Annotated in this window: 20 protein-coding genes, 2 rRNA genes, 1 pseudogene, 1 riboswitch and 1 other annotated feature; of the genes and pseudogenes, 20 read left to right on the forward strand and 3 right to left on the reverse strand. The window is 49.2% G+C overall.

Features of this window, described 5'->3' with window-relative positions:
- From VN379_RS18245 to VN379_RS18330, 18 genes are all read left to right on the forward strand, one after another.
- Positions 1–114, forward strand: a 23S ribosomal RNA gene (locus VN379_RS18245); the annotation flags it as partial.
- A gap of 172 nt (positions 115–286) precedes the next feature.
- Positions 287–403: ribosomal RNA gene (rrf, locus tag VN379_RS18250) — 5S ribosomal RNA — on the forward strand.
- Between the two features lie 459 nt (positions 404–862).
- Positions 863–1,600: a SagB/ThcOx family dehydrogenase gene (locus VN379_RS18255; protein WP_325536435.1), complete on the forward strand. Its 738-nt coding sequence runs from the start codon at positions 863–865 to the stop codon at positions 1,598–1,600.
- A 153-nt stretch (positions 1,601–1,753) separates the two neighbouring features.
- A riboswitch (SAM riboswitch) is annotated at positions 1,754–1,860 on the forward strand.
- 77 nt (positions 1,861–1,937) lie between these two features.
- Positions 1,938–2,993 (forward strand): methionine ABC transporter ATP-binding protein, encoded by a 1,056-nt coding sequence (locus tag VN379_RS18260; RefSeq protein WP_325536437.1) that lies wholly within the window; start codon positions 1,938–1,940, stop codon positions 2,991–2,993.
- Positions 2,962–3,615, forward strand: coding sequence for a methionine ABC transporter permease (locus VN379_RS18265; protein WP_325536439.1), 654 nt, complete (start codon positions 2,962–2,964; stop codon positions 3,613–3,615). The genes VN379_RS18260 and VN379_RS18265 overlap by 32 nt, the downstream gene beginning before the upstream one ends.
- Before the next feature lie 31 nt (positions 3,616–3,646).
- Complete coding sequence (locus tag VN379_RS18270; RefSeq protein WP_325536441.1) at positions 3,647–4,843, forward strand: pyridoxal phosphate-dependent aminotransferase; 1,197 nt, start codon at positions 3,647–3,649, stop codon at positions 4,841–4,843.
- A 29-nt stretch (positions 4,844–4,872) separates the two neighbouring features.
- Positions 4,873–5,691 (forward strand): MetQ/NlpA family ABC transporter substrate-binding protein, encoded by an 819-nt coding sequence (locus VN379_RS18275; RefSeq protein WP_325536443.1) that lies wholly within the window; start codon positions 4,873–4,875, stop codon positions 5,689–5,691.
- A 257-nt stretch (positions 5,692–5,948) separates the two neighbouring features.
- Complete coding sequence (locus VN379_RS18280) at positions 5,949–7,220, forward strand: exonuclease SbcCD subunit D (RefSeq protein WP_325536445.1); 1,272 nt, start codon at positions 5,949–5,951, stop codon at positions 7,218–7,220.
- Positions 7,217–10,435, forward strand: coding sequence for an AAA family ATPase (locus VN379_RS18285; protein WP_325536447.1), 3,219 nt, complete (start codon positions 7,217–7,219; stop codon positions 10,433–10,435). The genes VN379_RS18280 and VN379_RS18285 overlap by 4 nt, the downstream gene beginning before the upstream one ends.
- A 1-nt stretch (position 10,436) precedes the next feature.
- Positions 10,437–11,696 (forward strand): DUF1343 domain-containing protein, encoded by a 1,260-nt coding sequence (locus tag VN379_RS18290; RefSeq protein ID WP_325536449.1) that lies wholly within the window; start codon positions 10,437–10,439, stop codon positions 11,694–11,696.
- Positions 11,697–11,749: 53 nt separating this feature from the next.
- Positions 11,750–12,502 (forward strand): MBL fold metallo-hydrolase, encoded by a 753-nt coding sequence (locus tag VN379_RS18295; protein WP_325536451.1) that lies wholly within the window; start codon positions 11,750–11,752, stop codon positions 12,500–12,502.
- A gap of 23 nt (positions 12,503–12,525) precedes the next feature.
- The gene (locus VN379_RS18300) at positions 12,526–13,404 is read left to right on the forward strand and encodes a diacylglycerol/lipid kinase family protein (protein ID WP_325536453.1); all 879 of its coding nucleotides are present in this window, start codon (positions 12,526–12,528) and stop codon (positions 13,402–13,404) included.
- Positions 13,405–13,421: 17 nt separating this feature from the next.
- A complete protein-coding gene (locus VN379_RS18305; protein ID WP_325536455.1) occupies positions 13,422–13,895 on the forward strand; it encodes an 8-oxo-dGTP diphosphatase in 474 nt (157 codons plus the stop codon).
- A 79-nt stretch (positions 13,896–13,974) separates the two neighbouring features.
- Positions 13,975–14,241 (forward strand) — a binding site (T-box leader).
- 94 nt (positions 14,242–14,335) lie between these two features.
- On the forward strand, positions 14,336–14,899 hold the full coding sequence (locus tag VN379_RS18310) for a tryptophan transporter (protein WP_325536457.1): 564 nt from the start codon (positions 14,336–14,338) through the stop codon (positions 14,897–14,899).
- Positions 14,900–14,902: 3 nt separating this feature from the next.
- Complete coding sequence (locus tag VN379_RS18315) at positions 14,903–15,772, forward strand: ABC transporter ATP-binding protein (RefSeq protein ID WP_325536459.1); 870 nt, start codon at positions 14,903–14,905, stop codon at positions 15,770–15,772.
- Entirely contained in the window at positions 15,765–16,598 is an 834-nt protein-coding gene (locus tag VN379_RS18320; protein WP_325536461.1) for an ABC transporter ATP-binding protein, read from the forward strand. The genes VN379_RS18315 and VN379_RS18320 overlap by 8 nt, the downstream gene beginning before the upstream one ends.
- Positions 16,591–17,262 carry an energy-coupling factor transporter transmembrane component T gene (locus tag VN379_RS18325; protein WP_325536463.1) on the forward strand — a complete coding sequence of 224 codons (672 nt, stop codon included), beginning with the start codon at positions 16,591–16,593 and terminating at the stop codon, positions 17,260–17,262. The genes VN379_RS18320 and VN379_RS18325 overlap by 8 nt, the downstream gene beginning before the upstream one ends.
- Before the next feature lie 194 nt (positions 17,263–17,456).
- Positions 17,457–18,689: an LL-diaminopimelate aminotransferase gene (locus tag VN379_RS18330; RefSeq protein ID WP_325536465.1), complete on the forward strand. Its 1,233-nt coding sequence runs from the start codon at positions 17,457–17,459 to the stop codon at positions 18,687–18,689.
- A 138-nt stretch (positions 18,690–18,827) separates the two neighbouring features.
- On the opposite strand, the gene VN379_RS18335 is transcribed toward VN379_RS18330, so the two are convergent.
- Complete coding sequence (locus VN379_RS18335; RefSeq protein WP_325536467.1) at positions 18,828–19,895, reverse strand: efflux RND transporter periplasmic adaptor subunit; 1,068 nt, start codon at positions 19,893–19,895, stop codon at positions 18,828–18,830.
- Positions 19,896–20,274: 379 nt separating this feature from the next.
- Here VN379_RS18335 and VN379_RS18340 point away from each other — a divergent pair.
- Positions 20,275–20,679 (forward strand): annotated as a pseudogene (locus VN379_RS18340) (M23 family metallopeptidase); the annotation flags it as partial.
- A gap of 3 nt (positions 20,680–20,682) precedes the next feature.
- Here VN379_RS18340 and VN379_RS18345 read toward each other — a convergent pair.
- A complete protein-coding gene (locus VN379_RS18345; protein ID WP_325536469.1) occupies positions 20,683–21,564 on the reverse strand; it encodes a LysR family transcriptional regulator in 882 nt (293 codons plus the stop codon).
- Between the two features lie 131 nt (positions 21,565–21,695).
- On the opposite strand from VN379_RS18345, the gene VN379_RS18350 reads away from it, so the two are divergent.
- Positions 21,696–23,093: a sodium:solute symporter family protein gene (locus VN379_RS18350; RefSeq protein WP_325536471.1), complete on the forward strand. Its 1,398-nt coding sequence runs from the start codon at positions 21,696–21,698 to the stop codon at positions 23,091–23,093.
- A gap of 156 nt (positions 23,094–23,249) precedes the next feature.
- On the opposite strand, the gene VN379_RS18355 is transcribed toward VN379_RS18350, so the two are convergent.
- Positions 23,250–23,570, reverse strand: a complete 321-nt coding sequence (locus tag VN379_RS18355; protein ID WP_325536473.1) for a LysR substrate-binding domain-containing protein — start codon at positions 23,568–23,570, stop codon at positions 23,250–23,252.
- Between the last annotated feature and the right edge of the window lie 346 nt (positions 23,571–23,916).

The following is a 23,916-nucleotide window of genomic DNA, read 5'->3' on the forward strand; positions in this document are numbered from 1 at the left end:
TCTGTCATTCGAAAGAAGTAAGGCCCCTTGTAGATGACAAGGTTGATAGGCCAGATGTGTAAGTGGCGCAATCCACTCAGCTGACTGGTACTAATAGGCCGAGGACTTGACTTAAACTTGTTCGCACTTGCAGTGCGAACAGAATATCCTAATTGCAATGCTTTTCTTCTGTGAAGTTTTCAGGGAACATACTCTGATTAGGAAGTTCCGCGCTAACGCTTGGAACTAAGCGATTTGCGCAGGTTCTAGCGTCGCTTACACTCCTAATAACCTGGTTCTCTGCTTATCCAGTGACGATAGCTGTGGGGTTCCACCTGTTCCCATACCGAACACAGTAGTTAAGCCCATAAACGCCGAAGGTACTTGGCTGGAAACGGCCTGGGAGATTAGGAAGTTGCTGGTTAAAAAAACACCTACTAAATTAAGTAGGTGTTTTTTTTATTGCCACAAGATTTAGACCATTCAGAGTGCCCCAGCTGCTAGGCGGAGGGAGGACGCGACCGGAGTCGTACTGGGAAGTACGTCGGAGGAAGCGCCCGGACTGGGACAACGACACCGTCGCCTATGGGACTACTTTGCGATGAATGGTTGGCGGCTAGCTTGTTGTAACAGCATCGCAAAGATGGGGTGCTATGGACGGTCGTAGTAGCCGAAGGTACTTGGCTGGCTGGTCTGGGAGATTAGGAAGCTGCTGGTTACCAAAACACCTAATAAATATGTAGGTGTTTTTTTATTGCGATAATGAGTGCTTTTTGTATTATTTATGAATTTATATTATACTTGAGATAGATATGATCGCAGCTTGCTACTGTCAGCAGCATGTACTAGCGCAATAGGTTTGCACTTAAGGAGGCTAAGCGTAATGACTAGGGAATTTGGCAAAGAGTTTATGGAGAAAACCAAGTATAAGTATTCATTGCCCTCTGACCAGGCCAAGGGGTTGCCTCAGCCACCGGTAGAGCTTGATCTGGCCAATCCCGGAGTAGTGATTGATCTACCGGACCCTGGCACGAGTCAGTCCGATATCTTACTCACTCAAGCGATTGCTCAAAGAACTAGTATACGTACCTATGCAGCTAAGCCAATCTCATTAACAGAGCTCTCACATTTGTTATGGTGCACACAAGGGGTTAAGTCGATTGAACCACATCTGGTTACTTTCAGAACAGTGCCCTCCGCCGGGGCGAGGCATGCTTTTGAGACCTATTTATTAATTAATCAGGTTGAGGGCCTGGAGCCAGGTCTGTACAGGTTTTTAGCTGTTGATTATCAACTAGCCAAGGTTGCGGCAGCAGGCGATATTGGTGATGTAATTACTGAGGCCTGCCTCAGGCAGAAGTTTGTTAAAACAAGTGCAGTTACGTTTATCTGGACGGCAGCTACCTATCGCATGACCTACCGTTATGGGCAACGCGGTTATCGATACCTGCACCTGGATGCCGGCCATGTCTGCCAGAACCTCTATCTGGCGGCAGCGGCAGTTGACTGCGGTGTGTGTGCAATTGCTGCATTTGATGATGACAAACTCAATACGGCATTGGCTATTGATGGTGAGAATCAGTTTGCCATCTATGTAGCTACTGTTGGCAAAAAAGCATGAGCTGGTTTATTCTATATAAGCTGGCAGTATACCCTAAAGAACGCAGGTAGAAGACTGGAGTTGTAAAGTACTGGTGTCATTAGCCATATAAATTTCTTGACAGTAACATATACCTGTGGTAATATTACTCATGAATTAAAAAGAATACAGTATTTTTCATCAAGAGTTGGCTGAGGGACTGGCCCTATGAAGCCGCGGCAACCATCGCAGATGCGAACGGTGCCAATTCCTGCAGCCCGTAAGGGTTTGGCAGATGAAGAATAGCATAGTTACGCAATTATGCCTCTTCGTCTGCGAAGGGGCTTTTTTATTGGATGAAATGAAGGAGGCATATAACATGATTTCGCTAACAGGATTACAGAAGATATATAAGGGCGAGTCAGGTGAGGTAATCGCCCTTGATAATGTATCTTTTGACATAAAGCAGGGAGAGATCTATGGCATTATTGGTAAAAGTGGTGCCGGTAAAAGTACCCTTATCCGCTGCATCAATCTGCTGGAGCGCCCTACCGCCGGCAAGGTTGTTGTTGATGGTCAGGATATGACTGCTTTATCGGAAGGTCAATTACGCGATGCCCGTAAAAGTATTGGTATGATTTTTCAGCACTTTAATCTGCTGTCCTCGCGGACTGTTTTGGATAATGTGGCATTTCCGCTGGAGCTTTCTGGCATTAGCCGTGTAGAACGGGAGAAAAAAGTATTGCCGCTGTTAGATCTTGTCGGTTTGTCTGATAAAAAAGATGTATATCCGGCCCAACTCAGTGGTGGGCAGAAGCAGCGGGTAGGTATTGCCCGTGCTTTAGCCAGCCAGCCCAAAGTGCTGTTGTGTGATGAAGCGACCTCGGCTCTTGACCCGCAAACGACAGAGTCAATTCTGGCTTTGTTGAAAGACATTAATCGGAAGTTGGGTTTGACCATTGTCTTAATTACCCATGAGATGCATGTAATTAAAGCAATCTGTGATCAAGTAGCTGTGATCGAAGCCGGTCGCCTGGTAGAGACCGGGAAGGTCTTTGACGTGTTTACCAGGCCACAGTCAGACACTGCCCGGGAGTTTATTAAAGCAGTAGTGAATAATAAATTGCCGGAAGCATTGGCAGAGATCGTATCAGCCCAGCCGGTAGCTGGCGGGAACCTTGTTGTGCGCTTATCTTTTTTCGGTGCGGCGACCAATGAACCGGTCATTGCCGGTCTGATCAGGCGATTTGCCGTTGATGTCAATATTATCTCAGGTAATATTGACCATTTACAGGCTACCCCTTATGGCACGCTGGTTATAGAGTTATCCGGTAACCAGGAGGATATTCAAAGCGCATTGCAATATTTACAGGCTAGAGATTTGGGAACAGAGGTGATTGGTTATGTCGCAAGACATGCTTATGCTGTTGGTTGAGGCTTTAGGAGAAACGGTCTATATGGTAGCGGTTTCAGCACTGGTCTCAGCCCTGCTGGGGATTCCGCTTGGGGTAATTCTGGTTATTACCGGCAAAGGCCATATAAAAGAAAACCTGGCATTTAACCAGACCTTGGGGGCGGTAGTTAATGCCGCCAGGTCAACACCTTTTATTATTTTAATGGTGGCTATTATACCTTTTACCCGGATCATTGTTGGGACCTCAATTGGCACCAATGCCGCGATTGTGCCGCTTACTATAGCTGCGATTCCCTTTGTTGGCCGTGTAGTCGAGTCAGCTCTCAAGGAAGTGGATGCAGGGCTTGTTGAAGCAGCACAATCAATGGGGGCGTCCCCCAGGCAGATTATCTTAAAAGTACTTATTCCGGAAGCAATGCCTTCTATTTTATTGGGACTGACACTAATGGTAATCAGTCTGATCGGGTATTCTGCCATGGCTGGAGCCATCGGCGGCGGCGGTTTGGGAGATTTGGCCATTCGTTATGGTTATCAACGCTTTAGAGCAGATGTCATGCTGGCAACTGTCGTTATCCTGATTGCGCTGGTGCAGATAGTACAGTCCAGCGGAGATTATTTTGCCCAGAGGCTTAACCGACGTTAATTTATCAGTATCACAGGGGGTATATTTAAGTATGGAAAACATCATCCGCAATATCCGGGAAGGCGGTTACGCCTCGGCTAAGGCCCGGCAATTTACCGAATCAGTCATTAGGGAGATGAGCCGGATTGCCGCCGCTCATAACGCGATTAACCTTGCTCAGGGCTTCCCGGATTTTCCGGCTCCTGAAGCGATAAAACAGGCTGCTGTCAAGGCCGTGAATGAGGATCATAACCAGTACGCCATAACCTGGGGTACAAAAGGCCTGCGTGATGCTATTGCCGCAAAGGTTGAACGGGACTATGGTGTTGTTATCGACCCTGAGCGTCAGCTTACGGTGTGCTGCGGTGCCACAGAGGGAATGATCGCCACTCTGTTAGCCACTGTTAATCCGGGAGATGAGGTCATTATATTTGAGCCTTTTTATGAAAACTATGGTGCAGATGTAATCCTGTGTGGGGCTGTCCCCAAGTATGTTAGTCTAACCCCACCGGAATTTAACTTTAACAGGGAAGAGCTGATTGCTGCTTTCTCCGATAAAACCAGAGCCATCATTATTAATACACCCAATAATCCTACTGGTAAGGTCTTCAATCGCGAGGAACTGGAGCTTATTGCTCAATTGTGTATTAAGCATGATGTGCTCGCAATCAATGACGAGATTTATGAACACATATTGTATGACAACACCGAGCATATTCCGTTGTGGACCTTGCCGGACATGGCAGACAGGACTATTGCCGTAAACAGTGTTTCCAAAACCTTCAGTGTTACCGGCTGGCGTATTGGTTATGTCCAAGCCTCACCGGAGATTACGGCTTCTGTACGTAAGGTACACGATTTTCTTACAGTAGGAGCAGCTGCGCCCCTCCAGGTAGCCTCTGCTGCAGCCTTCACCTTTGGTCCGGAATACTATGCAGGCCTGGCTGGTTTTTATAGCGAACGGCGGGATTACTTACTTAATGCCCTGGAGAAGGTTGGCTTTACCTGCGTTAGACCACAGGGGGCCTATTATATCATGGCAGATATTACGCCGTTTGGCTGGGATGACGATGTTGCCTTTGCCAAATATCTGGCCAGCGAGATTGGTGTAGCTGTTGTGCCTGGCTCCAGTTTCTTCCGTCCTGAAAGCACTGCAGGCAAAACCCTGATCAGGTTTTGCTTCTGTAAAAAGTTTGAAACCCTGCAGGCGGCTGCCGACCGATTGGCGAAGCTTACCATACGAAAATAATAATAACGATAAATTTGGGAGTGAAGAGAATGAATAAGTATATAAAAATAGTCGCAGTAGCAGGTACCTTGATGTTTGCGTTTGTCGGACTGACAGGTTGCAGCAAGCAGGCCGCCGCTCCGGCAGCAGATAAAATACTTAAAGTGGGTGTAACAGCTGGCCCTCATGCCGAGATTATGGATGTTGTCAAAAAAGCAGCCGAAAAAGACGGCCTTAAAATCGAAGTTGTCGAATTTAATGATTATGTCCAGCCTAATGTGGCCTTAAGTCAGGGGGATATTGACGTCAATAGCTTTCAACATCAGCCGTATCTGGACAATATGGTACAAGACCGCAAATATGACATAGTGTCAGTTGCCAAGACTGTTATTTATCCTATGGGTATCTACTCCAAGAAGATAACAGCGCTCAATGAGCTTAAGCCTGGCGCAACAATTGCCATTCCCAATGATCCGACAAATGGCGGCAGGGCGTTGCTGCTGCTGGAGAAACAGGGGTTAATTAAGCTTAAACAGGGAGTTGGCCTTAAAGCAGCAGCCGCCGATATTGCCGAAAACCCTAAAAGCTTTAAAGTAAAAGAGCTTGATGCTGCCCAAGTGCCGCGTTCGCTGGAAGACGTTGACCTGGCCGCCATCAATACCAACTATGCGATGACAGCCGGACTGGTTCCCAACAAGGATGCGCTGGCGATTGAAGACGGTAATTCACCCTATGCGAACATTATTGCTGTAAAAGCAAAAGACAAAGATAATCCGGCAGTAGCTAAACTGATCAAGGCGTATCATTCCGAAGAGGTAAAGAAATTTGTTAATGAGCATTTTAAAGGATCTGTAATTGCTGTCTGGTAATCAATAATATAGTGGAGAAATGAGAGAAACCACGGTCATAACAACCGTGGTTTTTTTTGGTCTACCAGAATTTATAATGCAATTCTGTAGACATAAGAACGACTAAGGCTTCTGCCGGCGTCCTAAAGGACTTGGCACAAGCCAAGTCTTTTCTTATGAAACTATGGCTGCCGGGAATTTTTATTGTGCAGGAAATTGCCTTAAGTAAGGCGAAAATCCTTTCAACAAGAGAGCCGTGTTAAGTTAAAGGAGTATACATGCGAATTTTACATACAGCCGATTGGCATTTTGGCAAAACAATTGAGGGACGGGACAGGCACCTGGAGCAGGTGTCATTTGTGGAAGAATTAGCGGAGATTTGTACAGATGAGTGCATTGATCTGGTACTGGTGGCCGGGGATGTATTTCAGAGTCCCAACCCCAGTGCGGCGGCCGAGGAACTGTTTTATTACGCGGTTGACAGGCTGGCTGATCATGGTAAGCGCGGCGTAGTGATTGTGGCCGGCAATCATGATAATCCGGACCGGTTATGCGCCGCCTCGCCCCTTGCCGGCCGTTTAGGCATTACGCTGGTCGGCTTACCGAAAGAAGAGCTTGGCCCTACCAGCCCGGGAGCCGGGAAGGTGTACCGGGTAAACGGTGGGCAAGCCTGGTTAGAACTTGCAGTGCCGGGGATTGACCATACGGCAGTAATTGCTGCCCTGCCCTACCCATCGGAAGGCCGGCTTAAGGAGATACTGTCACAGTCGCTGGAAGATAACGAATTGCGCCAGGGATACAATGACCGGCTCACCGGACTGTTTGGTGCACTTAATGCAAAATACCGGCCGGACACTGTTAATTTGGCAGTAAGCCATCTGTATGTCCGGGGTGGTATTGAATCAGATTCAGAGCATCAGATTCAGGTGGGAGGCGCTTATGCAGTAGATCCGCAAGTGTTTCCTGCCAATGTCCAGTATATAGCTCTCGGCCATTTGCATCGCCCGCAGTATGTCGGTGGGACACCGGCACCCTGCCGTTATGCCGGGTCGCCGCTGGCCTACAGTTTCTCCGAGACCGGGTATGCCAAGTCAGTAACCATTGTCGATGTGCAGCCAGGCCAGGCGGCTGTTGTGCGTGAATTGCCGCTGACTTCAGGCCGGCCGCTGGTCAGGTGGCGGGCGACAGGCGGATTGGCGCAGGTGCGGGAGTGGGTTGATGCCGGCCGGGATAAAGATGCCTGGATTGAGGTTGAACTTGAGATTAAACAGTCGCTGGCCCTGGATGAAATCCAGCAATTGCGGGCCATGCATCAGGGGTTTGTTACGATCAGGCCTGTGTTTCAGGTTCTGGAAGACAGCCTGGGAAAAAGTCCGGCCCGCCTTAACAGTATGCCGCTTAACGAACTGTTTATCAGGTTTTATGAACAACAGAATGGTGGCCTTACGCCTGATGCCAGGCTTGTCGAGCTGTTCCTGGAGCTAAGCCAAAGTATCCAGGAAGAGGCAGAAGACGATCAAAGCGACAGTCGCGGGGAGGTGGTGCGATGAAACCAATTATCCTGAAGATCGCCGGGCTGCACAGCTTCCGGGAAGAGCAGGAAATCCCTTTTGACCAACTCTCTGAGCTTGGGGTGTTTGGTATCTTTGGGCCGACAGGCAGTGGCAAATCCTCGATATTAGATGCGATGACCCTGGCCTTATACGGGGCAGTAGTCAGAGCTGGACGCCGCACTCAGGGGATTTTAAATCATGCAGAGAAACATGTGAAGGTGTCATTTGCTTTTTCCCTGGGGCAGGGCAGCGAGCGGCGTATGTACCGGGTGGAGCGGCGTTATGTCCGTAAAGACCAATTGGCTGTTAATAATACGCATAGCCGTCTAATTGAAGTAAAGGATGGGCAAGAAGAAGTACTTGCCGATAAGGACCGCGAGGTTACCGAACAGATAACCGGGCTTTTGGGCCTTAAGGAAGAAGACTTTACCAGAGCGGTCGTGCTGCCGCAGGGCAAGTTTGCCGAATTTCTGAACCTGGGCGGCAAAGAGCGGCGGGAGATGTTGCAGCGTTTGTTTTCCCTGGAGCAGTATGGCAATGTCCTGATTAATAAGGTGAATGACCGGGTTAAGACTGCTGAAACAAGCTATATTGAGGTGGAAAGCGAGCAAAAGGGGCTGGGTGATGCTTCGCCGGCCGCTGTTGCCAATGCGCAGACGGCGCTGGTGATTGCTGCTCAGGCAGAAGAACAGGCCGTGCAGGCATACCGGTTGGCTGAAGAACAGTATGCTGAGGCTAAAACTGTATATAATCTGTTGGGTGAAACGGCCAGAAAGCAGGCTGAGCTTACGGCCCATCGTCTGCGGGAGCAGGAAATCAAGCAGGTGGCGGTTGCCCTGCAACTGGCGGAAAAGGCTGACCGGGCTGGTGTCGTTTTAGCTGAGTTTGTAACAAGCCAAGATAGCGAGCAGACCGCGGTTGCTTTTAAGCAGCAAACCGCTGAGCAGGCAGCCCGGCTGGCGGCGGTAAGCAAGCAGCTAGGGGTGGCCTATAATGCTGCCAGGGAAGTCCGGCTAAAGCGAGAACCGGAATTAATTGAAGAGCGGCTAAGGTTAGAGGCAGCAAGGCAGCTTGAAGAGCAGCTAACCCAATTGACTGAGGGCGTTGCCGTTTTGACAGCACAGCAACAGCAGCAGCAAATAGCTGCCACAAGGGCGGGCGGGCTGCTTGTGCAGCAGGTAACGCGCAGCCAGCAGTTGAGCGACAGTTCCCAACAACTTGAACAGCAGATCGCAATGGCCACTATTAGTGCTGCTCAGAGAACCAAAGTCCAGGATTGCATTACCGGTGCGCAGGTTCTCACGCAAAACCTGGCAGCTGCTGATAAGATCAAGCAGGCCGGAGTCCAGCGCAAGCAGCAATGGGAAACGGCAGTAGCTGCCGCTAAGCAGGCTGAGGCCAACCGGCAGCAGATTGAGCTGCGGCTAAATACCTTAGAGGTGGCAGAGGCTAAAGCAGCGGAGGCCCAGTTACAAGCGGCTGCTGACCAGCTTGATCAGTTGCTGGCCGGTGAAAAACGTGCAGCTGCTGTCCGGCTGGCCTGTGAGTTGATTGCAGGGCAACCCTGCCCGGTCTGTGGTTCGGACAGTCACCCATATCCGGCTAACAGCAGCAGTAATCCCGGTGATAGTGCGGGCCATGCTCATTTTGAACAGGAGATTGCTGCTGCAAAAGAGCGGATTGCCCGGTTGACACAAACCCTGGCCGAAACGGGAAAGGCTGTTGCGGCCGAACGCCAAAACCTGGCAGAAGCCAGCGCGTTTGCGGCAGCACTGAGCCAGCAGACCGCAACTGCCGGAACCGAGCTTGACAAGGTCCGGGCTGATTATATAGAAGCCCGGGATGCAGCCAATGCTGTGCGGGATCAATTGCTTCAGGCACTGCAGGCAGCAGGCAAAACGGCTGCCATTCAGGTGAATGCCGATGCTGTACTTAAGCATGTGCGGGAATTAGCCGAATATATTAGTAATCAGGATGTGTTAGTGGAAACGCTGACAAAGCATTTGCTCAGCCAGCGCCAGGAGTATGATAGCTGCCAGAGAGAGATAAATACACTGCAACAGAGTGTCCAGGCGGCAGAGTCCGGTCTGGCAACGATTACTGCCAGGGTGGGTGCCGCTAACGAGCAGGTAGCCACCAAACAACAGGAGCTTGCTGCCATCACGCAGGGGATACCGGCCGGCCAGCTATTGGCCCGGACTGCACAGGTGCTGGAGACTGTGCGCCGGGAGGAGGGGCTGGCGAAAGAACGTGCTGAGCAGGCGGCAGAGGCCTTGATAGTTGCGCAGCAGGCTCAGGCCCGGGCTGAAACCAGTTGGCTGGAAGCAATAGGGCGCCGGGAGGCCAGCCAGGTACGGCTTGATTTTAAGCTGCGTGAGGAAGGTTTTGCTGATGTCCACGCGATGACAGCCGCACAGTTGTCTGCGGCCAGTCAAGAGGAAAGCCGCAGTCAGCTAAAGACCTACGCTGAAGCAGAGCAGCGGCTGACTGCCCAGTGTGAACAACTATTGGAGGCCCTGCAAGGCCGTACGGTAACCGAAAGTGACTGGGAACAAAGCAAACAATTACTGGCTCAGACGGAAGTACAAAAGAATATCGCTACGCGGGACAGGGTAGAGGCTGATAAGGAATGCAGGGATCTGGCGGTTAAACACCAGCGGTGGGCGGAGCTTGAAGCGGTGCGGCTTACTGTTAAAGAACAGAAAGATTGTCTGGTGGCGCTACGTACGCTGCTGCGCGGTAATATCTTTGTTGAGTTTTTAGCACAGGAACAGATGGAACTGGTGGCCAGGCAGGCATCAGAGCGCTTAAAGCAGATAACCCAGCACCGGTATGCGCTTGAGCTTAGCTCTGACGGTGGTTTCCTGATTCGCGATGATGCCAATGGCGGTGTTAAGCGCCCTGTCAGTACGCTGTCAGGGGGAGAAACCTTCCAGACAGCATTAGCCTTGTCATTGGCGCTATCGGCGCAGATTCAGCTTAAAGGCAAGTATCCGCTTGAATTCTTTTTCCTGGATGAGGGGTTTGGTTCTCTTGACCAGCATGCCCTGGATGTGGCCATGTCCACGTTGGAAAAGCTGCATATTGAGCGCCTGACCATTGGCATTATCAGTCATGTGGCTGAGCTAAAACAGCGCATGCCGCGCCGGCTGGTGGTGGAACCGGCTGAGCCGGCAGGACGAGGCAGCCGCGTACGGGTCGAGGAGGCATAGTTTGAAAGTTAAACAAGTTATTAGTGTGAGTGTTTTTATCATGCTCCTGGCTGTGGCTGCTATTGGCAGCGCTGCTCTGGTGCCCAAACAGCAGGCTGAGGTGTTAGCTAAGCCAGTGCGAGTCCGGTTAGGGATTGACAATCTTGACCGCCACCTGGCGGTGTTTCAGGGGAAAAGGGTAGGTCTTATTACCAACCAGACCGGGATGACCAGCGAATTTGAAAGCACCATTGATGTGCTCAAAGCCAAGACACAGCTGGTTGCGCTGTTTTCACCTGAGCATGGAATCAGGGGCCATGTGCCGGCAGGGGCAGTAGTAGGCAGCTATACTGATGAAAGTACGGGAACGCCTGTCTACAGCCTCTATGGCCAAACCAAGAAACCAACCGCAGCAATGCTGGCTGGTATTGATGTTCTGGCTTTTGATATGCAGGATATCGGTGCCCGCTTTTATACCTACATGTACACAATGGCCTACGCTATGCAGAGTGCCAAAGAAAATGGCAAGACATTTGTTGTGTTTGACCGGCCGAATCCGGTGGGCGGGCTAGTGGTTGAGGGTAATGTTATTCAACCAGGCTTTGAATCATTTATCGGTATGTATCCCATTCCGGCCCGGCATGGTCTGACAATCGGTGAATTGGCCCGGCTTATGAACCAGGAATATAATATTAATTGCGATCTTGTTGTCATCCCCATGACAGGTTGGCAACGTAGCATGTATTTTGCTGATACCGGCTTACCCTGGGTGATGACCTCGCCTAATATCCCGACACCTGATACGGCGTTATTGTATAGTGGTACAGGGATACTAGGGGGAACGAACATATCTGAAGGTATTGGGACTACTAGGCCCTTTGAGCTTGTCGGCGCACCCTGGATTAACGCTGCTGAACTGGTCGGGCACATGAATGCCGCCGGCTTGCCTGGAGTAATGTTTCGTCCTGTATATTTTACACCACGCCAGCCGGATGTAAAATATCAGGGCCAGCTATGCGGCGGGGTGCAGATTCATGTAACTGATACGCCGGCCTTCCGGCCGGTCCGTACTGGCCTGACGCTTTTGTATGTAATCAGTGAAATGAGCGGCGGAAAATTTTCTTTTAACCAGTCGGCCACTGCTGCCACGGCAACCATTGACATCTATACCGGTGACAGCAATGTACGCTGGGGAGCGCCATTGGCTGAAATCCTACAACAATGGGATGAGGCTGCCGGCCGGTTTAAAGAGCTATCCAGGCAATACTATTTATATCAGTAAATGTGATATAATCTGGATAACAGATGTAAATAGTTCCGAGGGGGGAAATCGTAATGAAAATCAGGCACCTGCGGCATGCTACATTTCACTTGCAGATACAAGGTTGGACTTTGCTGGTTGACCCTGTTTTAGGTGCTGCCGAAAGTATGACGCCGATTGATAATTCGCCCAATCAGCGGCGCAATCCACTGGTAGAGCTGCCTATTGATATCGGCGATGTTATGAAGGCCGATGGCTGCCTTATTACCCATATGCACCGGGACCATTTTGATAACACAGCCAGTGAGCTTTTGCCGAAAACACTGCCGATGTTTTGCCAGTCTGATGATCTGGATAAACTAAAGCAACTGGGGTTTAGTGAAGTCCATGCAGTAGCCCCGGCTGTTACATGGCAGGGAATTGCCATAACGCGCACCGGCGGTCAGCATGGTACCGGCGAAATCGGGCAAAAAATGGCGCCGGTATCAGGTTATATACTTAAAACTGCCGGCGAGCCTACATTATATATTGCCGGCGATACCATCTGGTGCCCGGAAGTAGCAGAGGCCCTGACTGTGCACAACCCGGAGGTTGTTGTGTTAAATGGGGGGGCTGCAAGGTTTAATCAGGGTGGGCCGATAACAATGGGGACGCAGGATATTTACGAGGTGTGCCGCCAGGCACCTGCAGCCAAGGTTATCGTTGTACATCTGGAGGCGATCAATCATTGCCTTCTGACCCGGGCTGAGCTTAAGGAGTTTCTCTGTCAGCAGGGCCTGGATAACAGGGTGCAAGTTCCCGATGACGGCCAATGGCTCGATTGTTAACTTGGCCTCTGGAGGGGTAGAATATGAAGAAGTATTTGCTTATTTACAATCCGGTGTCGGGAGATGCAAAATTTAAGACCAGGCTGGATGAGGTTATTGAGTATTTGCAAGGCGCCGGTGGGATAGTAATCCCATTTCGTACCCGGGTTAAAGGTGATATACAGCCATTTGTCAGTCAGGCCAAGTGGTTTGCCACCGATGGCTTGATTGTGGCCGGTGGTGACGGTACAGTACATGAAGTTATTAACGCCATGCTGACAGAGGCGGTTGAGGTGCCGCTTGGTATTATCCCCAGCGGTACATGCAATGATTTTGCCAGCCATTTAAACTTTGGCAAAGATCTGTCAAGCTGCCTGAACGCTGTTATCGGCGGGCAATGGCGGACAGTTGATGTTGGCAGGGTTAATGGCGAGTATTTCCTCAATGTGGCTAGTGCCGGCCTGTTGACCTCTGTTGCTCATAGTGTAGATACCTCGCTGAAGAACACGCTGGGCCGGATGGCATACTATTTTAAAGGCCTGGGGGAATTGCCCAGTTTTCGCTCGCTGCGCGTTAAGGTAACGGCAGACGGCCAGATTCTCAATGATGATATTCTACTGTTTTTGGTTATGAATACTGGTATGGTGGGCAGTTTCCCTACCCTGGCACCTGAAGCTAAAATTGATGACGGCAAACTGGATTTATTGATTGTCAATAAGTGCAGTATCCCGGAACTCATGGGGCTGTTTTTAAGCATTTTTTCCGGGCGCCATATATCAAGCAGCCATATCCGGCATATGCAGGCAGCTGATATCTATATAGAATGTGACGAACCGGTAGAAAGCGATTTGGATGGGGAATTAGGGCCATTGTTACCGCTTGCGATTTCTACGGTGACTAATAAGCTCAAGGTTTTCATTTGAGATAAGGGGGGTCTATTATGCGTTCAACGACATTATGCCTGCCTGTCCAGGGCAGGCCGGCGGAGCGTATTTTGCTCGGGATGAAAAAGACAGGGTTTGGCCGTGGCAAGTACAACGGGTTTGGAGGCAAATTTGAGGATGGTGAAACACCGGCAGCGGCGGCTGTGCGCGAGTTAGCAGAAGAATGCGGTCTAACCGCCAATGAGGCTGATCTTGAATATGTGGGTGAGTTAGAGTTTGTTTTTCCAGCCAATCCGGAGTTTGATCACGATGTACAGCTATATTTAGTGCATACCTGGCAGGGGGAACCAAAGGAAACCCCGGAGATGAGGCCGGAGTGGTTTAGTGTTGCCGATATACCCTACAGGGACATGTGGGCAGATGATATTTATTGGCTGCCGGCTGTTCTCAAAGGCAAACAAGTCACTGGCAGGGTTATTTTTGGTGAGAACAATGAGGACGTTGATGATATCACCATTCGCAGTAAGTAAAAAATGTAAACTAATAAATTTTAAAATACAATTGACAGAGGCACCTGTATTTTGCTATACTTTGCACAAATACATATTGCTATTGTCAATGACCAGGAATAGTACACATGGCCAGAGAGCCACAGCGAGCCAATGGTAGTGGGAGTTTGGCGCTACTCAGCATGTCGAATGGGCCTGGGAGATACAGTCTGAGCCGCTGGCGTGGCGCGGGGTAGGCACTGTCGGGGATCTTCCGCCGTTATCAGGGAGCAGGTATCGGGCGATTTGTCCTGTACCCAGAAAGCCGGACCGGAGTATATCTGGTCAACTAGGGTGGCACCGCGGGTTATAATACCCCGTCCCTTAAAGTATGCACAGGCATGCTTTAAGGGACGGGGTTTTGTTATTTTAGCGTTTCTAAACAATTCTGGTGTAGACATATAAAAAGAGGGGGAGTTCACGTGAATACTAATCAGCAGCAGGAAATGATTACAATCAAGACAGGACAAGAGGGCCGGTTTCGCTGGGTGGCAGTTACGGCGCTGCTCCTGGCTATTGGAGTTATATTAAAATTAGTTACGCCGGCAATTGCCGGTATTACCCCAAACTGGCTGATTGCGATGTACTGTATTGCAATTAATCTTACCCGGGTAAGCGTAAAACAGGCAGCTGGTATTGGTCTGGTAACAGGTGCTATCGCAATTCCAACATCTAAGGCAGCTTTACCTTACGCCAACCTCATTAGTGAACCGGTGGGGGCCATTGTCTGTGCGTTGCTTGTTCACGCATCGCTGAGTTTGACTATAGGCAGAGTAAATCTGCGGCCGGCGATTACCGCAGGTATTAGCACTATCGCCAGCGGCCTTACCTTTATTACTATTCTTAAATTTGCTCTTGGCCTGCCAGTGGCAGTCTATCTTTATGGAATGTTGCCGGTTGTATTGGCGGTTGCCGCCATTAACATGGCAATTACCCAACTGCTGTACTTCCCGGCGAAAAAGATGTTTGGCGGCAAGGAGGACTAGACGATGACAGCAGTCCGGTTTGAAAACTTTTCATACGCCTACCCGAACAGCGATATTGCGCTGGATAATATTAGTTTGTCAATTCCACAAGGCTCCTTTTCTGTGATTACCGGTCCCAGTGGTGCAGGCAAGACGACCTTGGCTTTGGCGGTTGCCGGTGTTGTACCCCATTATTTTGGCGGACGTCAGGGTGGCAGTATCTGTGTGAATGGTATCAACTCTTTTCAAAGCAGCATGGGTGAACTGGCCGAGCATGTGGGGACTGTGCTGGCAGACTACGAAAGTCAGCTTGTTGCCATGACGGTGGCTGAAGAAGTGGCTTTTGGTCTGGAGACCTCCCAGCTTAGCCGCAGTGAGATTACCGCTCTGGTCAGCCAAACCCTGGTGAAGGTGGGTCTGGCCGGATTAGAAGAGTGCCAGGTAGCCGGGCTGTCAGGCGGCCAGAAGCAACGGCTGGCTATTGCCTCGGTTCTGGTAATGTCGCCTGATATCCTGGTGCTTGATGAACCGGCTTCCGCGCTGGACCCGGAAGGCGCAGCCGGTATCTACGAGTTGTTGTATGACCTGAATTGTCAGGGGAAAACAGTAATTGTTGTCGAACACCAGTTGGCACGGATTTTGCCATATGCCAGCCAGGTTATTGTGATGCAGGGCGGGAGCCTGAATTTTACCGGTAGCCTGGAGCAAACACTGGAGTTTATGTGGCAGCATGCCAGCCTTAAACTGGGCGTGCCGGCGTTATGGACAATTAAACTAAGGCTTGAACAGGAGACCGGTCTGAAGTTTGGTGCCTGGAAGTCTGAAAGTCAGGCAGCTGAAGAAATTAATCGTAGTATCTTAACGAGTACAAAAGGGGTTGCCAAAAGTGCCTGAACCACTCTTATCAATACACAATATAATATACACCTATAGCAGCGGAAAACGGGCACTGGACAATGTGGATTTTACCGTGGCAGCCGGTGAGTTTGTAGCCCTGGCCGGACGTAACGGCAGTGGTAAAACAACCCTGACCCGGCTGGCCATGGCTTTATTAAAACCGGCTGGCGGCAGTATTCATTTTCAGGGAAAGAATACTGCTGGTATGACGCCTGCCGACATGGCCCGCAGTATCGGCTATGTGTTTCAGAACCCTGACAGACAGATCTTCCGCGAGACGGTGTTAAGCGAAGTGGCTTATGGGCCCGAACAACTTGGTTTTACCCCTGAGGCTATCAATGAATCTGTAGCCTGGGCGCTGTCAATGACTGGCTTAATCGGGCTGGCTGACAGTTTTCCCCGTACATTAAGCCGGGGACAGAAGCAAAAAGTGGCCATCGCCTCAGCTATCGCAATGCGGCCTCAGGTGCTGATTCTGGATGAGCCGACAAGCGGCCAGGACCCCTGGGAAGCGCAAAGCCTGCTGGAACTCTTAACTGATTTAAATAAACAGGGGATCACCATCATCTTAGTCACTCACGATATGGAGCTCATTTCCCGGTATGCGGCACGGGCCGTTGTGCTTGAGCAAGGCTGTAAGGTATTTGATGGTACACCGGAGGAATTATTTGACGGTAGCCAGAACATCGGTGCGTGGGGCCTAATGCCGCCGGCGGCGCTGGCTCTTAGCCAGCAGCTCACTGATATCAGGGCTCAAAGTACGGAGGAGTTAGTCAATCAACTTGGCTCGGCAATCAAACGAAGGAGGGAAGACCATGCCTAAACTGGCGCCGCTTACGAAACTTATTTTAACTGCTGCTGTGTCGGTTTGGGCGCTGCTTATTCCTACGCTGGCAGGACAGGTCGCCTTGTGTGGCGGACAACTGCTGCTGCTGGTCCTCTATCGTCCGACAGGCAAGCATTTTAAGGCAGCACTTGGGTTGGCGGTATTTGCCGTAATGCTGACAGGCATTCAGTATGTGTTTGGCAGCACACTGGAGTTTTCGCTGATGTCCGGGTTGAAGATGTTTGCGATGTCGCTGATTTTTGTATTCCTATTAGCAACTACCCGGCTGCAGGACTTGACGGCTGCCCTGGTCAGCCAGTGCCGGATTCCTTACGAATACGCGTTTATGTTTACCTCGGCGTTGCGTTTTGTCCCTGATTTTCTGGAAGAAAGTCAGGCCGTCCGTGAAGCCCAGGCCTGCCGTGGTTATGTTTTCCGCGGCAATCCCCTCAAGCGGCTTAGGGACTATGTTGCCATTGTTGAGCCGCTTGTCCTGCGGGCGGTATCACGATCGGAAACGATGGCGATGAGTTTGGAACTCCGGGGCTTCGGCAGCAGGGGACGCAGGCAGTTTACTGCTGATGTGGCCCTGGGCATTGCTGATTATGCCGCGATGTCGCTGATGCTGGCGCTTACAGTAGGGCTGGCGATCTTACGGTAATTCGTCGTTGTTGTCACCAGGCTGCGCTGCGGGTGACAGCAACGATTTTTTTGCATATGATGAAGGAAAAATATATATGTAGCAGAATATAATACCAAATATCAGTTACTATCTGCTAGCTGCATTGACCCTGGTATTTTGGGGAACAATTAAAAATCTGCCAGATTATTCAAACAAGAGAGGAGTTTCAAAGCATGGCCGTAATTAACGAAAATTATTTAAAACTGCCTGGAAGCTATTTATTTGCTGAAATAGCAAAACGTGTAACAAAATTCAAAGACGATAATCCTAGCGCAAATATCATCAGACTTGGTATTGGTGATGTAACAAAACCCTTGCCTGAGGCTGTAATTAAAGGTTTGCATGCTGCTGTCGATGAAATGGCTGACGCCAAGACCTTCCGCGGCTATGGCCCGGAGCAAGGCTATGCCTTCTTGATTGAAAAAATTATCAAAACCGATTATGAAACACTGGGTGTAAAGCTGGATGTCGATGAGGTGTTTGTAAGCGACGGATCCAAGAGTGATGTCGGTAATATCCAGGAAATCTTCGGTGTCAATAACAAAGTAGCCATTACCGATCCGGTGTACCCGGTGTACCTTGACACAAACGTAATGGCTGGCCGCTCAGGTCAGATCATTGGGGGCAAGTTTGCCGGTGTTACCTATCTGACCTGCAATGCCGAGAATAATTTTACCCCAGCCCTGCCTGCAGAAAAAGTGGATATCATCTACCTGTGTTATCCCAACAACCCGACAGGCACCACACTGTCTGAAGAAGAACTGAAAAAATGGGTTGATTATGCGAAGGCTAATGGCGCGATCATTCTGTATGACGCCGCCTATGAAGCCTATATTCAGGAACCGGGTGTTCCGCATAGTATCTATGAGATTGAAGGCGCTAAGGATGTTGCCATTGAGTTTAGAACCTTTTCCAAAAACGCCGGTTTTACCGGTACACGCTGCGCGTTCACGGTAGTGCCGAAAAGCGTCATGGCGTTTACTGCTGATGGCAGTCAATACCCCTTAAACAAGCTGTGGAACCGTCGTCAGACCACTAAGTTTAATGGTGTTCCCTACATTATTCAAAAAGGTGCTGAGGCTGTATATACCCCGGAAGGTCAGCAGCAGATCAAAGATCTGATCAACTATTATATGGCTAACGCCAAGACAATCCGCGAAGGGTTAAAGACCATTGGCCTGGATGTCTTTGGCGGCGTTAATGCCCCCTATATCTGGCTTAAAACACCACAGGGCTATGACTCCTGGTCCTTCTTCGACAAACTCCTGACAGATGCCCATATCGTCGGGACCCCAGGCGCCGGTTTCGGCCCGGCCGGCGAGGGTTACTTCCGTCTTACTGCTTTTGGCAGTCAGGAAAGTACCCAGGAGGCTATTGAGCGGATTAAGATTAAATTAAGCCTATAATAAATGCAAAAAGTGAGATTGCCGTGTGAATTATGGCGATCTCACTTTTTTATATCACATTTGGAAGAGTTGGTTAGAATTATATAAACTAACAACAGATTTTGTTTGCAAGATTGAATTGATTGTATTCCTCTTGGCTTATTCTTTTGGGTAGTTGGTTATGACCAGGCTTTGTTGAGGGAGGTTAGAGGTGATTTCTGTAAAATCGCCGATGGTTTCCCCAATCGTTATTTGTTGGAGCATAGCTTTATTATTGTTGGCGATGTAGATAAAAGCCCGACCCTGATCATCCTGAAATATTGAGGCTGAGGGAACGGCGGGGACTATGTCTGATGTGCCTGTATCTATGCGAACAGTAGCGGACATGCCAGGCTTTAATAACCCTTTGGGATAATTAGTGAGTTTAATATGGGCAAGAAAAGAAGCGATTTGGCTCTCTGCGACTTGCGGATAGATGCTGGAGATTTGACCTGCAATAGTTTGTTGTGCGACCTCTAGTGTGACCGGTGTGCCTAAATGGACCAGATACAGGTCATTTTGGTCAAGCTGAACGACAACGTCTACCTCTTGACCACTGCCTAAGGCAAGCAGCTGTTGGCCATTCTGCACCGCTTTTCCTGGCATAGCCGATAAACCGGTTACTATGCCGTTGATTGGTGCGTTGATCGTAGTGGAGCCATTACCACCAGAGGATTGCTTCATGTTTTGGTCGTTGGATAAGCTTGCTTTCGCTTCCTGTAGTTGGGTCGTGGCAGTATCCAGTTGACGTTTGGGAATAGCGCCAATTTCAAATAATCTTTGATCGCGGTTAAATGCTTTTAGGGCATTGTCATAATTGATTTGTGCTTGCTGGGATGTTTGATTTACTGTTGGCTCTGCTGCGGCTGCCTGGAGCTTAAGGAGCGGTTGACCGGCTTTGACTGCTTGGCCTTCGGTTACATATATTTCGCTGAGGTAACCAGCGAGTTCGGTATTAATCGGGACAGCTGCTGCGCTTTCAACAGAGCCGGTACGGGCGAGTTGTAGCGGTTTATTTATAGTACCGACCGGTACTGCTGTTAGGCTCACCGGCGTTCGCTGAATCATGTATTGATTCCAAAATGATTCTGGAACCAGGTTATATTTGATTGCCAACAGGAGTGCTAAGGTGAATAGAAGTGCGCTTAGTGCTGTGATAATGCGATATTTGTGCGGAATTTTTTTCACACAGATCACCTCCAAAAATGATAGGGTAAACAAATACTATGTTCTCACTTTTCGCTATTTGCGTCAAGTGTTGCCGTAGGTATGAATTCTCAGCTATAATATAAAGGGACATGGTGATCACTAGGGAGGAAATATAGGTATGCGTATTCCAAAGGTAATTGATGTTAAACAGAAAGTCAGCAAGTGGCGAATGAAATTTATTTCTGCAAAATGGACTGTTTCGCTAGTGGGCTTACTTATCATAGTTTTAGTGGGGATTTCTGCAAACTACCATCAAACACTAAGTGCCGGCAGTTTCACAACAATTGAGCCGGTACCTAGCCCGTATAGTGGGGGTGGACAGGTTCAAGAAATTGAAAGAACAGCCAGGAGTAATGATAAATTAGCGACTAAGCCATCGATCTGGCCGGCAAGCGGAGTAGTTACCTCTAATTTTGGTGGCCGTAATTCGCCTTGGGGCAGTGGTACTGAAGTGCATCAGGGAATTGACATTGCCAACAATATGGGTACACCTATTGTCGCTACCGCTGATGGTGAGGTTATTCGCAGCGAATGGTCTGAGGGCTATGGCAATATTGTACAGATTGATCATGGTGAGGGGATTTCAACTATTTATGGACACAATTCCCGGATAGTAGTAAATGTCGGTCAAAGTGTGAGAAAGGGTCAAATTATTTCCTATCTCGGTAGCACCGGGAGAAGTACAGGCCCACATGTTCATTATGAGGTTAGAGTCAAGGGAACCGCAGTGGATCCGATTAGCTTTTTAGTTTTAAATCAATAATTCCTATACCTTCATCGAAGCGAATAAGGATAAAAAGTGGCGCGCCGTTGTCGAGAGAAAGCGGTTGCGAACCCAGATGAGGGCCGCCGCTGTTTCGAGTGTTGGGTTGACAATGGCTTTGGTGACTAGGTTGGCATTGGGAACAAGGCTGACTGCCGAACGAGGTACTACGGCAATGCCAATATCGGCAGTGGCCCAGGCTAATAATGGCAGCACATCATCACTTTCGCAAAGAATCTCAGGCGTAAATCCGGCTTGCTGGCAGTGTTCTGTCAGCATTTTTTCATATTTGCGATGAATCATTAGCGGTTTACCTGCCAGCTCAGCCAGGTTGACCTCTGGGGAGTTACCGCCAAGGGTGTTGCTATGCCCGGCTTTAAAGGTAATCACAAGCGGCTCGTGCGGTAGCTCTATGGATTCATAGACTTCAGTATCGAAAGGGACTCGTACCATGCCGATGTCAACAATGCCTTTGTCGAGCAGTTCAGTGATACGCCGGCTTTCTCCTTCGCGCAAGCGAAAGAGCACATGGGGGTAACGCTCTCGGAATATACGGATAAGATCAGGTAAAAGTGTGACCCAGGAGGAGGTAACCGCGCCGATTGAGAGGGTGCCGCGCAGCCCTGTATCGAACTCCTTTAACTCCCGGATCGTGTTAGTCGTCAGTTCCAGTATCTGCTCAGCCCGGTGTCGCAGCAGATCACCGGCTTCAGTTAGTTTTACTCTGCGTCTGCCGCGTTCAAATAGTTGAACGCCAAGCTGTATTTCTAATTGCTTCATTTGCCTGCTGAGCGGTGGCTGGGCGATATGCAGGCGTTTGGCGGCAGCGGTTATACTTCCCTCTTCGACAATAGCTAGGAAGTACTGCATGTCTTGGATATTCATGATCATCCTCCGGCATACCTAAAAAGTATGGTAAGTGATTGTATTTAGTATTTTACGTATAGTAATAGACTTGTTACAATCATACGCAAGAACTATGCTTTTAGTCAACGGTATTTTTCGGAGGGGTTTGCATGAATTTTAGTACTATACATCTGTTGGGGTTTTTGGCCACAATAATGATAGTTTTTTCGATTGGCATCTATTCAGCTCGCCGGGTAAAATCAGCAGAATCATTTAGTCTTGGCGGGCGTTCGGCAGGACCTGCTATCGTATCGGGAACGATTGCCGGTACAATTATTGGCGGTGCCGCTACCATCGGTACGACCCAACTGGCGTATTCAGCAGGTTTATCGGCATGGTGGTTTACACTGGGGTCTGGGATTGGTTTTTTAGTGATGGGAATTTTCTATGCAAGCCCGTTGCGCAATACTGGCCTTGAAACTATTTCTCAGTATCTTGTTCTGAATTATGGGCGGCCAATGGGGCCTTTGACAAGCATTATTTCGTCTGTGGGGATCTTCTTCAGCATAGTGGCAAGTAGTTTGTCGGGGATTCATTTGTTAACAACACTTTTTGGTTTTGTGTCATGGCAAGCGGCGGTTGTTACTGTCTTTTTAGTTGCGGCTTATGTTTTTTGGGGTGGGATGCAGGGAACCGGTATATCTGGTCTGATGAAGGTGGCGATCATCTATGTAACGCTATTTTCTGCAGGCTGGTATGCCTTTCAGTCTTTGCAGCAATTGCCCAGTATCGAGGCGGCACTTCCCTCGTCTACGTGGTTTAGCCTGTTTGGGGCTGATGTATGGGGCGGTATTGGGAATGTATTCTCGCTTGTTGTCGGTATTATTTGTACCCAGACATATATCCAGGCAATATTTGCGGCGCGTGATTCGCAGACTGCCCTGATCGGTACGTGTACAGCGGCTGTGATAACCATTCCGGTAGGATTGCCGTCTGTCGCGGTGGGTATGTTTATGCGGGTCAATTATCCTGATATACTGCCGATTGATGCGTTGCCAATGTATATGTTAAATCATATGCCGGCCTGGCTTGGTGGCATTGGCCTTGCCGGTCTTTTGATCTCGGTTGTGGGTTCGATTGCCGGTCTTTTACTGGGAATTGCCACCATGGTTGCCCGTGATATCTTTCATGGGGTGGTTGGTGTCAGCGACAGCCGCAACCTCTTGTGGATTACCCGTATTACTATTGTCGTAGTGGCGTTTTGTGCCATGCTGACAGCGTTGGCTAATCTGCAGTCATTTGTGCTGAGCTGGAACTACCTGTCGATGGCTTTGCGTGGTGCAGGCGTATTTTTACCATTAACGCTAGCTGTGTTTCTGCCAGGTGTTTTAAAGAAAAATTGGGCTATTTTTTCGATGGTGCTGAGTACGTTATTTGCGATTACTGGCTATGCACTACTATCGCTGTCTGTAAATCCGTTATACACCGGTATGGCGGCAAGCATGCTGATTATTTTGTGTGGGAGTTGCTTTTCCTGGTTTACCCAGCGGAAGCATGTGCTTGAGTAGCCAAAGAAGCAATAAATCAAGTTAACACATCGCCGGGGTAAGCCATTTCTCACGGTGATAAATTAACTGGGTTTTTACATCAAATGCGGGCCCGGCTCAGTCCAACTCGATTAGTTTCCCGCGTTCGATGAGCAATTCTAGGTAAAATCGCAACACCTAGGCCACAGATAGTACATTGTTTGATGGCACCAATATGCTTGATAGTTCCATGAGTGCTCCAGGCTTAACGGTGTATTCTTTAAGCATGGTGAGAATTAAAGGGCGATAGCCGCAGCCTGGTAATGTGAGGATAAGGCAATGACTGGAAAAATCAGGGGGGCTAATTTTCTTTTGCTGGGCCAGAAAATGAAACGGGCTTGCTACCACTGTCATCTTTTTGGCGTGCAGTGTTTGTACAATTATTTCCCGGGAATTAATTATATCGGTCAGTACTAACGCAATAAAACCGGAAATTGAAGTGTTTGATGCGGCAATGATTAATAACGCAGGTAATCTACAAAAGGCAGTCTTTTAATAGGGCCGAAAGGGATCACTGCCGGCCACTGCCAAAAATCTATTCTTTTTGATCGACAGCTTACCGCCTGATGCCGTGTGGAGTGTTTAAGTATGGGCAGAGAGCTGGCTGCACCGGAAGACGTCAAAAGAATTTGGGGGATTCCCTCCGCTAGTTTAGCTTGCTGCTAAGGCTGCTTTTAGTCCTTCAAACAAGACAGAACCACCGTCCCTTCGTCTGGTGACCCTTCGTCTGGTGAGGTCTATACAGGATTATTTTAAAAAATATGCAGGTTTTTAATTTTTGTCAATACAGGCAAAGATTATATTG

The organism is Sporomusa sp., from assembly GCF_035561255.1.
In the GTDB taxonomy this organism is placed as follows: domain Bacteria; phylum Bacillota; class Negativicutes; order Sporomusales; family Sporomusaceae; genus Sporomusa.

Excerpts from the sequence above, each read along its gene's own strand:
- VN379_RS18255 (WP_325536435.1), top strand. The coding sequence starts at position 863 with ATGACTAGGGAATTTGGCAAAGAGTTTATGGAGAAAACCAAGTATAAG.
- VN379_RS18260 (WP_325536437.1), top strand. The coding sequence starts at position 1,938 with ATGATTTCGCTAACAGGATTACAGAAGATATATAAGGGCGAGTCAGGT.
- VN379_RS18265 (WP_325536439.1), top strand. The coding sequence starts at position 2,962 with ATGTCGCAAGACATGCTTATGCTGTTGGTTGAGGCTTTAGGAGAAACG.
- VN379_RS18270 (WP_325536441.1), top strand. The coding sequence starts at position 3,647 with ATGGAAAACATCATCCGCAATATCCGGGAAGGCGGTTACGCCTCGGCT.
- VN379_RS18275 (WP_325536443.1), top strand. The coding sequence starts at position 4,873 with ATGAATAAGTATATAAAAATAGTCGCAGTAGCAGGTACCTTGATGTTT.
- VN379_RS18280 (WP_325536445.1), top strand. The coding sequence starts at position 5,949 with ATGCGAATTTTACATACAGCCGATTGGCATTTTGGCAAAACAATTGAG.
- VN379_RS18285 (WP_325536447.1), top strand. The coding sequence starts at position 7,217 with ATGAAACCAATTATCCTGAAGATCGCCGGGCTGCACAGCTTCCGGGAA.
- VN379_RS18295 (WP_325536451.1), top strand. The coding sequence starts at position 11,750 with ATGAAAATCAGGCACCTGCGGCATGCTACATTTCACTTGCAGATACAA.
- VN379_RS18300 (WP_325536453.1), top strand. The coding sequence starts at position 12,526 with ATGAAGAAGTATTTGCTTATTTACAATCCGGTGTCGGGAGATGCAAAA.
- VN379_RS18305 (WP_325536455.1), top strand. The coding sequence starts at position 13,422 with ATGCGTTCAACGACATTATGCCTGCCTGTCCAGGGCAGGCCGGCGGAG.
- VN379_RS18315 (WP_325536459.1), top strand. The coding sequence starts at position 14,903 with ATGACAGCAGTCCGGTTTGAAAACTTTTCATACGCCTACCCGAACAGC.
- VN379_RS18325 (WP_325536463.1), top strand. The coding sequence starts at position 16,591 with ATGCCTAAACTGGCGCCGCTTACGAAACTTATTTTAACTGCTGCTGTG.
- VN379_RS18330 (WP_325536465.1), top strand. The coding sequence starts at position 17,457 with ATGGCCGTAATTAACGAAAATTATTTAAAACTGCCTGGAAGCTATTTA.
- VN379_RS18345 (WP_325536469.1), bottom strand. The coding sequence starts at position 21,564 with ATGAATATCCAAGACATGCAGTACTTCCTAGCTATTGTCGAAGAGGGA.
- VN379_RS18350 (WP_325536471.1), top strand. The coding sequence starts at position 21,696 with ATGAATTTTAGTACTATACATCTGTTGGGGTTTTTGGCCACAATAATG.